Annotated in this window: 9 protein-coding genes; 1 reads left to right on the forward strand and 8 read right to left on the reverse strand. The window is 74.1% G+C overall.

The window, feature by feature from the left end; all coding sequences use genetic code 11:
• The 7 genes from pyrF to pyrR all read right to left on the reverse strand — a co-directional run.
• The coding region (gene pyrF, locus GTQ99_RS13955; protein ID WP_166616342.1) for an orotidine-5'-phosphate decarboxylase at positions 1 to 812 on the reverse strand (812 nt) is incomplete at its 3' end.
• Positions 809 to 4,114, reverse strand: a complete 3,306-nt coding sequence (carB, locus tag GTQ99_RS13960) for a carbamoyl-phosphate synthase large subunit (RefSeq protein WP_166616343.1) — start codon at positions 4,112 to 4,114, stop codon at positions 809 to 811. The genes pyrF and carB, both read right to left, overlap by 4 nt.
• Positions 4,114 to 5,307, reverse strand: a complete 1,194-nt coding sequence (carA, locus tag GTQ99_RS13965) for a glutamine-hydrolyzing carbamoyl-phosphate synthase small subunit (RefSeq protein WP_166616344.1) — start codon at positions 5,305 to 5,307, stop codon at positions 4,114 to 4,116. The genes carB and carA overlap by 1 nt, the downstream gene beginning before the upstream one ends.
• Entirely contained in the window at positions 5,304 to 5,885 is a 582-nt protein-coding gene (locus tag GTQ99_RS13970) for a PH-like domain-containing protein (RefSeq protein ID WP_166616345.1), read from the reverse strand. Before GTQ99_RS13970 ends, carA begins: the two co-directional genes overlap by 4 nt.
• Before the next feature lie 11 nt (positions 5,886 to 5,896).
• Positions 5,897 to 7,204 (reverse strand): dihydroorotase, encoded by a 1,308-nt coding sequence (locus GTQ99_RS13975; RefSeq protein WP_166616346.1) that lies wholly within the window; start codon positions 7,202 to 7,204, stop codon positions 5,897 to 5,899.
• Positions 7,201 to 8,160 carry an aspartate carbamoyltransferase catalytic subunit gene (locus GTQ99_RS13980; RefSeq protein WP_166616347.1) on the reverse strand — a complete coding sequence of 320 codons (960 nt, stop codon included), beginning with the start codon at positions 8,158 to 8,160 and terminating at the stop codon, positions 7,201 to 7,203. The genes GTQ99_RS13975 and GTQ99_RS13980 overlap by 4 nt, the downstream gene beginning before the upstream one ends.
• Positions 8,160 to 8,759: a bifunctional pyr operon transcriptional regulator/uracil phosphoribosyltransferase PyrR gene (gene pyrR / locus GTQ99_RS13985; protein WP_166616348.1), complete on the reverse strand. Its 600-nt coding sequence runs from the start codon at positions 8,757 to 8,759 to the stop codon at positions 8,160 to 8,162. Before pyrR ends, GTQ99_RS13980 begins: the two co-directional genes overlap by 1 nt.
• 276 nt (positions 8,760 to 9,035) lie before the next feature.
• On the opposite strand from pyrR, the gene bldD reads away from it, so the two are divergent.
• A complete protein-coding gene (bldD, locus tag GTQ99_RS13990) occupies positions 9,036 to 9,530 on the forward strand; it encodes a transcriptional regulator BldD (protein WP_106206055.1) in 495 nt (164 codons plus the stop codon).
• 95 nt (positions 9,531 to 9,625) lie between these two features.
• Here bldD and GTQ99_RS13995 read toward each other — a convergent pair.
• Positions 9,626 to 10,619, reverse strand: a 994-nt coding sequence (locus GTQ99_RS13995) for a glycosyl hydrolase (RefSeq protein WP_276612259.1), incomplete at its 5' end; no start/stop codon positions are given.

Below are 10,619 nucleotides of genomic sequence, written 5' to 3' on the forward strand. Positions count from 1 at the left end.
GCCCCGCGCAGCGCGGCGGCGTCCGGGCCGGCCCGCAGGACCTCCCGGGAACTGGCGGCCAGCACCAGGTGGCGGGCCTGGCCGAAGACCCGCCGCAGGTCCTCGGCGGTGGCCCCCTGGGCGCCGAAGCCCGGGGCCAGCAGCGGGCCGTTCACCGCGGCCAGGTCGATGCCGAGGTCGGCCACCGCGGGACCGACCGTGGCGCCGACCACGAGGCCGACGTCGCCGTGCGGGCGGGCGCCGGCGTTCTCCGCCGCCGCCGACTCCGCGACGACCCGGGCCACGGAGCGGCCGTCGGGCCCGGTGGCGTGCTGCACGCTCGCCCCCTCCGGGTTGGAGGTGAGGGCCAGGACGAAGACCCCGCGGCCGTTCGCGGCGGCCAGGTCGAGCACCGGCCGCAGCGAGCCGAAGCCCAGGTACGGCGAGAGCGTGACCGCGTCGCCGGCCAGCGGCGAGTCCCCCGCGAAGGCCTCGGCGTAGCCGTCCATCGTGGAGCCGATGTCCCCGCGCTTGGCGTCGACGATCGTCAGCAGCCCCGCGGCGCGGGCGTCGGCGAGCAGCCGCTCCAGGGCGGCCACGCCGCGCGAGCCGTGCCGCTCGAAGAACGCCGCCTGCGGCTTGACGCAGGCCACGTGCCCGGCGAGCGCCTCGACGGCGGCGCGGCCGAACCGCTCCAGCCCGGAGGCGTCGTCGGGCAGGCCCCACGCCGCCAGCAGCGACGGGTGCGGGTCGATGCCCGCGCACAGCGGGCCGTGCGCGCCGACGGCCGCTGCCAGGCGCGCGCCGAAGCGCGCGCCCGCAGCGGTGCTCACGCCCGGAACCCGTCCCACGCCGCGGCCAGGACCGCGGTGTGCTCCTGCAGGGAGGCGACGTTGAGGCCACCGCCGGCGCGCTGGGCCTCGATGGCCTGCACGGCGGCCGACAGCTCCTGCACCGTGGTGATGATGGGCGCCCCCACGGCGGTCGCCGCGGCGCGGATCTCGTAGCCGTCGGCGCGGGCCAGGTGGCCCGAGGGGGTGTTGACGACCATCGCGACCTCGCCGGCGCCGATGCGCCCGACGATCGTCGGCTCGCCGTCCTCGCTGGTCCCCTCCGACAGCTTGCGCACCACCGTGGACGGGATGCCGTTGCGCCGCAGCACGTCGGCGGTGCCCTGGGTGGCCAGCAGCTCGAAGCCGAGGTCGGAAAGCCGCTTGACGGGGAAGATCATCGCGCGCTTGTCGCGGTCGGCGACGGAGATGAACGCGGTGCCCCGCACCGGCAGCCCGCCGTAGGCGGCGGTCTGCGACTTGCCGAACGCCGTCGGGAAGTCGACGTCGATGCCCATGACCTCGCCGGTGGAGCGCATCTCCGGCCCGAGCAGGGAGTCGACGACCTGCCCGTCGGCGGTGCGGAAGCGGGCGAAGGGCAGCACGGCCTCCTTCACCGACACCGGCGACTCCACCGGCAGCACCCCGCCGTCGCCGCGGGCGGGCAGCAGCCCCTCCGCGCGCAGCTGGCGGATGGGCGTGCCCGCCATCAGCCGGGCCGCCGCCTTGGCCAGCGGCACGCCGGTCGCCTTGGAGACGAACGGCACGGTGCGCGAGGCGCGCGGGTTGGCCTCCAGCACGTAGAGGATGTCGGCGGCGAGGGCGAACTGGACGTTGAGCAGCCCGCGCACCCCGACGCCGCGGGCGATCGCCTCGGTCGCGGCGCGCACGCGCTCCAGCTCCGCGCGCCCCAGCGTCGCCGGCGGGATGACGCACGCGGAGTCGCCGGAGTGGATGCCGGCCTCCTCGATGTGCTCCATGATCCCGCCGAGGTACATCTCCTCGCCGTCGAAGAGCGCGTCGACGTCGATCTCCACGGCGTCGTCGAGGAAGCGGTCGACGAGGACGGGGCGCTCGGGCGAGACCTCGGTCGCCGTCGCCATGTACTCCTCCAGGCTGGCCTCGTCGTAGACGATCTGCATGCCGCGACCGCCGAGGACGTAGCTGGGGCGCACCAGGACCGGGTAGCCGATCCCGGCGGCGATGGCCCGGGCCTGCGGGAAGGAGGAGGCGGTGCCGTGCTTGGGGGCCACCAGCCCGGCCTGCTCCAGCACGCGGCCGAAGGCGCCGCGCTCCTCGGCGAGGTCGATGGCCTGCGGGGAGGTGCCGATGACGGGGACCCCGGCCTCGGCCAGCGCCGCCGCCAGCCCCAGCGGGGTCTGCCCGCCGAGCTGGACGATGACGCCGGCGACGGGGCCGCAGCGCGTCTCGGCGTCCACGACCTCCAGGACGTCCTCGAGGGTGAGCGGCTCGAAGTACAGCCGGTCGGAGGTGTCGTAGTCGGTGGAGACCGTCTCGGGGTTGCAGTTGACCATGACGGTCTCGAAGCCGGCGTCGCGCAGCGCGAAGCTGGCGTGCACGCAGGAGTAGTCGAACTCGACGCCCTGGCCGATGCGGTTGGGCCCCGAGCCGAGGATGACGATGGCCGGCTTCTCGCGCGGGCGGGTCTCGTCCTCCTCGTCGTAGCTGGAGTAGTGGTACGGCGTGCTGGCGGCGAACTCGGCGGCGCAGGTGTCGACGGTCTTGTAGACCGGCCGCACCCCCAGGGCGTGGCGCACCCCGCGCACCACGGCCTCCGGCAGGTGGCGCAGCTCGCCGATCTGCGCGTCGGAGAACCCGTGCCGCTTGGCGTGGCGCAGCAGCTCGGGGGTCAGCTCGTCGGACTCGCGGACCTCGACGGCGATCTCGTCGATGAGGAAGAGCTGGTCCAGGAACCAGGGGTCGATCCTCGTGGACTCGAACAGCTCGGCCGGGGTGGCGCCGGCGCGGATGGCCTGCATGACCAGCCCGATGCGCTCGTCGGTGGGGCGGGCGGCGCGGCGCAGCAGGTCGGCCCGGTCCCCCGGGTCGCCGGCCCAGCTGAAGGGGGCGCCGCGCTTCTCGGTGCTGCGCAGCGCCTTCTGCAGCGCCTCGGTGAAGTTGCGGCCCAGCGCCATGGCCTCGCCGACGCTCTTCATCGTCGTGGTGAGCGTGGTGTCGGCGGCGGGGAACTTCTCGAAGGCGAAGCGCGGGACCTTGACGACGACGTAGTCCAGGGTGGGCTCGAAGCTGGCCGGCGTGGAGCGGGTGATGTCGTTGGGGATCTCGTCGAGGGTGTAGCCCACGGCCAGGCGCGCGGCGATCTTGGCGATCGGGAACCCGGTGGCCTTGGAGGCCAGCGCGGAGGAGCGCGAGACCCGCGGGTTCATCTCGATGACGATGATGCGCCCGTCGGCGGGGTTGACGGCGAACTGGATGTTGCAGCCGCCGGTGTCCACGCCGACCTCGCGGATGACGGCGATGCCGATGTCGCGCATCCGCTGGTACTCGCGGTCGGTGAGGGTCATCGCCGGCGCGACGGTGATGGAGTCGCCGGTGTGCACGCCCATCGGGTCGAAGTTCTCGATCGAGCAGACGACCACGACGTTGTCGGCGCGGTCGCGCATGAGCTCGAGCTCGTACTCCTTCCAGCCCAGGATCGACTCCTCCAGGAGCACCTCGGTGACCGGGGAGTGGTGCAGGCCCTGCCCGGCGATGCGGCGCAGGTCCGCCTCGTCGTAGGCGAAGCCGGAGCCCAGCCCGCCCATGGTGAAGCTGGGGCGCACGACGACGGGGTAGCCCAGGTCGCCGGCCGCGGCCAGGACCTCCTCCATCGAGTGGCACAGGTGGCTGCGGGCGGACTCGGCGCCGCAGCGCTCGACGACGCCCTTGAAGAGCAGGCGGTCCTCGCCGAGCTTGATGGCCTCCACGTCGGCGCCGATGAGCTCGACGCCGTAGCGCTCCAGCACGCCGCTCTCGTGCAGCGCGATCGCCGTGTTGAGCGCCGTCTGACCGCCCAGGGTCGCCAGCACCGCGTCGGGGCGCTCCTTGGCGATGATCGCCTCGACGGTGGCCGGGGTGATGGGCTCGACGTAGGTGGCGTCGGCCATCTCCGGGTCCGTCATGATCGTCGCCGGGTTGGAGTTCACCAGCACCACGCGCAGGCCCTCGGCCCGCAGCACCCGGCACGCCTGGGTGCCGGAGTAGTCGAACTCCGCGGCCTGGCCGATGACGATGGGGCCGGAGCCGATGACGAGGACCGAGGAGATGTCGGACCGGCGGGGCATCAGGCGTTCTCCTCGGTGGTGTCGGTGGCGCCGGTCGCGTCGACGAGCTCGGCGGCGGGGGTGCCGCCCATGAGGTCGACGAACCGGTCGAACAGGTAGCCGGCGTCGTGCGGGCCGGCGGCGGCCTCAGGGTGGTACTGCACGCTGAACGCGGGCACGTCCAGGCAGCGCAGCCCCTCCACCACGCCGTCGTTGAGCCCGACGTGGCTGACCTCGGCGCGCCCGTAGGGGGTGTCGCGGACCTCGCCGGCCCTGCCGTCGACGGCGAAGCCGTGGTTGTGCGCGGTCACCTCGACCTTGCGGGTGGCCAGGTCCATGACGGGCTGGTTGATCCCGCGGTGGCCGTACTTGAGCTTGTAGGTGCCGTAGCCCAGCGCGCGGCCCAGCAGCTGGTTGCCGTAGCAGATGCCGAAGAACGGGATCCGGCGCTCCAGCACCCCCTGCAGCACCTCGATCTCGTGGGTGGCCGCGGCCGGGTCGCCGGGGCCGTTGGAGAAGAACACCCCGTCGGGGGCGGAGCCGTCCGGGCCGGCGGCCAGGACCTGCTCGAGGGAGGCGGTGGAGGGCAGCACGGTCACCTCGATGCCGCGCTCGGCCAGGCGCTGCGGGGTCATCGACTTGATGCCCAGGTCCACGGCCGCCACCGAGAAGCGGCGCTCGCCGACGGCGGGCACGACGTAGGGCTGCGGCGTGGAGACCAGGGAGGCCAGGTCGGTGCCCTCCATCGCGGGGGCGCTGCGCACGGCCTCCAGCAGCTCGGCCCCGCCGCGGGCGGCGGCCGGCCCGGAGAAGACGCCGACCCTCATGGCGCCGCGCTCGCGCAGGTGGCGGGTCAGCGCCCGGGTGTCGACGCCGGAGATGCCGACGACGCCCTGCGCGTCCAGCTCCTCGGCCAGGGTGCGCCGCGAGCGCCAGCTGGAGGGCACCCTCGCGGGGTCGCGCACGACGTAGCCGGCGACCCAGATGCGCGAGGACTCCTGGTCCTCGTCGTTGTAGCCGGTGTTGCCCACGTGCGGGGCCGTCATGACGACCACCTGCCGGTGGTAGCTGGGGTCGGTGAGGGTCTCCTGGTAGCCGGTCATGCCGGTGGAGAAGACTGCCTCGCCGACGGTCTCGCCGACGCGGCCGTAGGCCTCGCCGCGGAACGTCCTGCCGTCCTCCAGGACGAGCACTGCGGGGACGCGGGCGCTCACCGCTCACCTCCGGGGTCGTTGGGGTTGCCGTTGGGGTTGCCGTTGGGGTTGTCGTTGCCGTTCGGGGTGCCGTCGGGGTCGCCGTCGCCGTCGAGCGCGCGCCGCCTCTCGCGCAGCACGTCCTCCACCCGGGCGGCGAACCGGGTGCCGTCCGCGGCGCGCCGGGGCTTCACCCCGGTGTCGACGACGCGGCCGCCGAGCTTCCAGCGCAGGACGAGCAGGCCGTCCCCCCTGCCCATCCACTTGCCGACCATGCCCGGCCCGTGCCCGACGCCGACGACGTCGGCGAGCGGGACCACGAAGGAGCGGGCGCCCTCGCGCAGGAAGCCGATGCCCTCGGGCAGGAAGCCGACGGCGACGGCGCTGCGGGTGCCCAGGCCGTGGGCGGCGATGCGGTCCAGGGCGTTCTCCGCGTCGGTCGTGGAGACGTAGACGCCCTCCACGGCCTCGCTCATCGCCTTCCAGTCGCGCGAGCCGAGCGGGCGGGGCAGCTCCTGGCGCTGGCGCAGCGCGCGCCCGCGGTAGCCCATGAACATCATCCGCCACAGCAGCAGCAGCGCCAGGACGAGGAGGACCACGGCCAGGACCCTCACGCGCCCGCGCTCCCGGTCAGGCGGGAGCCGGCGACGGTGGCGCGCCCGCGCAGGTACGTCGCCACCACCCGGCCGGGCAGCTGCATGCCGCGGAAGGGGGAGTTGCGCCCGGCGGTGGCCATCGCGGCCGGGTCGACCTCCCAGCGGGCGGCCGGGTCGAGCAGGACGAGGTTGGCGGGGCTGCCCGCCTCCAGCGGCCGGCCGTGACCGTCCAGGCGGCCGATGCGGGCCGGGGCGGCCGACATGCGGTCGGCGACCTGCGCCCAGTCCAGCAGCCCGGTGTCCACCATGGCGTGCTGCACCACCGACAGCGCCGTCTCCAGGCCCGTCATGCCCATGGCCGCCGCGGCCCACTCGCAGTCCTTGGCCTCCAGCGGGTGCGGGGCGTGGTCGGTGGCGACGACGTCGATCGTGCCGTCGGCCAGGCCCTCGCGCACGGCCTCGACGTCGGCCTGCGTGCGCAGCGGCGGGTTGACCTTGTAGACGGGGTCGTAGCCGCGCACGAGCTCGTCGGTCAGCAGCAGGTGGTGGGGGGTGACCTCGGCGGTCACCCGCACCCCGCGCGCCTTCGCCCAGCGGACGATCTCGACGGAGCCGGCGGTCGAGAGGTGGCACACGTGCAGCCGGGAGCCGACGTGGTCGGCGAGCAGCACGTCGCGGGCGATGACCGCCTCCTCGGCGACGCTGGGCCAGCCGCGCAGGCCCAGGACCGCGGAGACGGTGCCCTCGTTCATCTGCGCGCCCTCGGTCAGCCGCGGCTCCTGGGCGTGCTGGGCGATCACCCCGTCGAAGGCCTTGACGTACTCCAGCGCGCGGCGCATGAGGACGGCGTCGGAGACGCAGTGCCCGTCGTCGGAGAAGACCCGCACGCGCGCCGCGGAGTCGGCCATCGCGCCGAGCTCGGCCAACTGCTCGCCGCGCAGGCCCACGGTGACGGCGCCGACGGGGCGCACGTCGACGTGCCCGGCCGCCTCGCCCAGGCGCTGGACCTGCTCGACGACGCCGGCGGTGTCGGCCACGGGGAAGGTGTTGGCCATCGCGAAGACCGAGGTGTAGCCGCCCAGAGCCGCGGCGCGGGTGCCGGACTCCACGGTCTCGGCGTCCTCGCGGCCGGGCTCGCGCAGGTGGGTGTGCAGGTCGACCAGGCCCGGCAGCGCGACCAGGCCGGCGGCGTCGACGACGTCCGCGCCCTCCTCGGCGCTCAGCCCCTGCCCGACGGCGGCGATCGCGCCGTCGCGCAGCAGCAGGTCGGTGGGCGCGCCGCCCAGCGGCCTCGCCCCCCGGATCAGGGTGGTGGTGCTCACGCGTGCCCTCCCGGGAGCTCGCCGGCCAGCAACAGGTAGAGGACCGCCATGCGCACCGCGACGCCGTTGCCGACCTGCTCGACGATGGTCGAGCGGGCCGAGTCCGCGGCGTCGGCGGAGATCTCCAGCCCGCGGTTCATGGGGCCGGGGTGCATGACGATCGTGCGCTCGCCCAGCGCGGCCAGGCGCTCGCGGCCCAGGCCGTAGCGGCGGCTGTACTCGCGCGCGGAGGGGAAGAAGCCGCCCTGGGCGGCGTCCATGCGCTCGGCCTGCACGCGCAGCATCATCACCGCGTCCGGGGCGACGTCCGCCAGGGCGGCGTCGAGGTGGTGCGAGACCGCGCACGGCCAGGCCTGCACCCCCACGGGCAGCAGCGTCGGCGGGGCGACGAGCGTGACGTGCGCGCCGAGGGTGTGCAGCAGCAGCACGTTGGAGCGCGCCACCCGCGAGTGCAGGACGTCGCCGACGACGACCACGCGCACCCCGGCCAGGTCGCCGGTGCCGCCGCGCAGGTGCTTGCGCATCGTGTACGCGTCCAGCAGCGCCTGGGTGGGGTGCTCGTGGGTGCCGTCGCCGGCGTTGACGACGGCGCCGCGGGTCCAGCCGGCGTGCGCGAGGCGGTGCGGGGCGCCGGAGGCGCCGTGGCGCACGACGACCGCGTCGGCGCCCATGGCCTCCAGGGTCAGGGCGGTGTCCTTCAGGCTCTCGCCCTTGGAGACGCTGGAGCCCTTGGCGGAGAAGTTGATGACGTCGGCCGACAGCCGCTTGGCCGCGGCCTCGAAGGAGGTGCGGGTGCGGGTGGAGTCCTCGAAGAAGAGGTTGACCACGGTGCGCCCGCGCAGCGTGGGCAGCTTCTTGATCTCCCGGCGCTGGGTGGCGGCCATCTCCTCGGCCACGTCCAGCACCCGCACGGCGGCGGCGGCGTCGAGGTCGGCCGCGGACAGCAGGTGGCGCATCACCGGGCACCCCCGCCGGTGCCTCCGGGGGTGCCCCCGGGGGTGATGACGACCGCGTCGCGGCCGTCCAGCTCCTCCAGCAGGACGCGCACGCGCTCGCTGGAGGAGGTGGGCAGGTTCTTGCCGACGTGGTCGGCGCGGATCGGCAGCTCGCGGTGGCCGCGGTCGACGAGCACGGCCAGGCGCACCACGCGGGGGCGGCCGAAGTCGTTGAGCGCGTCCAGCGCGGCGCGGATGGTGCGCCCGGAGTAGAGGACGTCGTCGACGAGGACGACGACCTTGTCGTCGATGCCGCCGGGGGGCAGCTCGGTGGGCGACAGCTCGCGGGTGGGGTGCCGGCGCAGGTCGTCGCGGTACATCGTGATGTCCAGCGCGCCGGCAGGCACGTGCGAGCCCTCGACCTCGCCCAGGCGCCGGGCCAGCCGGCGGGCCAGCGGCACGCCGCGGCGCGGGATGCCGAGCAGGACGAGGTCGTCCGCCCCCTTGTTGCTCTCCAGCAGCTCGTGCGCGATGCGCGTCACGGCCCGCTGCACGTCGGCTCCCTCGAGGAGCACCCTGCCCTGCTCGGGCGGGTGCGCCTGGTCCTGGGCAGCACTCACAGCGACCTCCTTCCCCGCCTCACGGGACGGATCCTTAAAGGACGTCTGCACCGCCGGAGCGCCCGTGGGGACGGGCGCGGCGGGCACCTCGACCCTACAGGAGGGGCCGCGGGCCGACGGCGACGGGTCGCAGCGGCCCCCGCGCTGTCGTTGTGAGGTCAAGCGCTCACAAGGAGTAATGCCCGGGGTGCCGAGAGGGTGGAGATTCCAAAGAAGGGGGTGCAGGACGGCAGGTCAGCTTGACGAAGGTGTTCACGCTCCGTGACGATTCTCGGCATGGCATCGGACTACTCCCGCGCACTCGGATCGCGCCTCCGCGCGATCCGTACCCAACAGGGGCTGTCCCTGCACGGCGTCGAAGAGAAGTCCGAGGGACGGTGGAAGGCCGTCGTCGTCGGGTCCTACGAACGCGGCGACCGTGCGGTGACCGTCCAGCGACTCGCCGAGCTCGCGGACTTCTACGGGGTCCCGGTCTCGGCCCTCCTCCCCGAGGGCGCCCCGCAGGGCAGCAGCGAGCCGCCGCCGCGGCTCGTGCTCGACCTCGAGCGCCTCCAGGAGGTGCCCGCCGAGAAGGCAGGCCCCCTGGACCGCTACGCGAAGACCATCCAGTCCCAGCGCGGCGACTACAACGGCCGGGTCCTGTCGATCCGCGCCGACGACCTGCGCACGCTGGCCGTCATCTACGACGTGCCGGCCACGACCCTGTGCGACGAGTTCATCGCCTGGGGCGTGCTCAACGCCGACGCCCGGCGGGCCGTCGAGCACGGCTGACGCGCACGCGACGAAGCCCCGCCCGGGAGTCCCGGGCGGGGCTTCGTCGCGTCAGCGGTGGGCGGCCCCGGCCGGCGGGGCCGCGCGCCGCGCGATCACCTGGCCTGGCGCAGCCAGGTGTTGGACTGGACCCACGAGCGGACCACGTTGGCGGTCTTCGCGCGGCCGGCGTAGTCCTTGCCGCCCTTCTGCACGAAGAAGTCGCCACCGGCGTTCGGGTCGGGCGAGGAGCCCTGCAGGTTGTGCCAGGCGCCGCCGAGGGACTTGCCGGCGGCGTCGCCCGTGCCGGAGTAGCGGTTGGCCTCGATGAAGTCGAGCACCTTGCCGGCGAAGAAGCTGTTGTCGCCGAACTGCACGCCGTACTCGGGCAGGTACCACGGCACGCCCTGGGACTGCGCGAAGGCGTCCCACGCGCCGAGGCCCACCGGGCCGCCGTTCTGGGTGCGGTTGACCTCCGCGGCCCACTTGGTCTCGTCGTTGGCGCGGGAGAAGTCGTAGTAGTCGACACCGATGGCGTCGACGTACTGCCCACCGGGGAACATCGTGCGCACGTCGACCGAGGTGGCGGTGTCGCGGTTGGGCGACCACACGAGGTGGAAGCGGTCGTCGTCACCCATGACCGAGGTCCACTTCGGGTGCACGACGGTGCGCCAGTACTTCACGAAGTTCGCCGCGTCACCGGAGTTGCGGACCGACCAGTTGTACCAGTTGCCGTTCATCTCGTGGAACGGGCGGACGTACACGTGGCCCTTGCGGTCGCCCCACTTGGCCTTGATCTCGCGGAAGGTCGCCTCGAGGCTGCCGTCGATGCCCGGGTTCGCCCAGCTGGCGATGCGGTGCTGGGTGGCGATGTCGAGGTCGTAGTCGCCCAGGCGCGCGACGCTGTCGCGGCCGTACTCGTTGCCCGGGGTGTCGATGGCCCAGACCTTGCCGTTGTCGGCCCAGGTGGCGTACAGGCCGTGCTTGGTGCCGGTCCAGCGGTTGAAGTCGCCGTTGGCGGCACCGGTCACCGACGCGCCGAGGGTCGTGGCGTTGAAGTCGTCCTGGCCCTTGGGCGCCGGGGCGCTCGTGGTCGGGGCGGGGGTGGTG

The organism is Kineococcus vitellinus (genome assembly GCF_009906315.1).
GTDB lineage: Bacteria > Actinomycetota > Actinomycetes > Actinomycetales > Kineococcaceae > Kineococcus > Kineococcus vitellinus.

What these genes read in the sequence shown, in the direction of transcription:
- GTQ99_RS13980 (WP_166616347.1), bottom strand. Translation starts at nt 8,160, where the DNA reads ATGCGCCACCTGCTGTCCGCGGCCGACCTCGACGCCGCCGCCGCCGTG.
- carB (WP_166616343.1), bottom strand. Translation starts at nt 4,114, where the DNA reads ATGCCCCGCCGGTCCGACATCTCCTCGGTCCTCGTCATCGGCTCCGGC.
- bldD (WP_106206055.1), top strand. Translation starts at nt 9,036, where the DNA reads ATGGCATCGGACTACTCCCGCGCACTCGGATCGCGCCTCCGCGCGATC.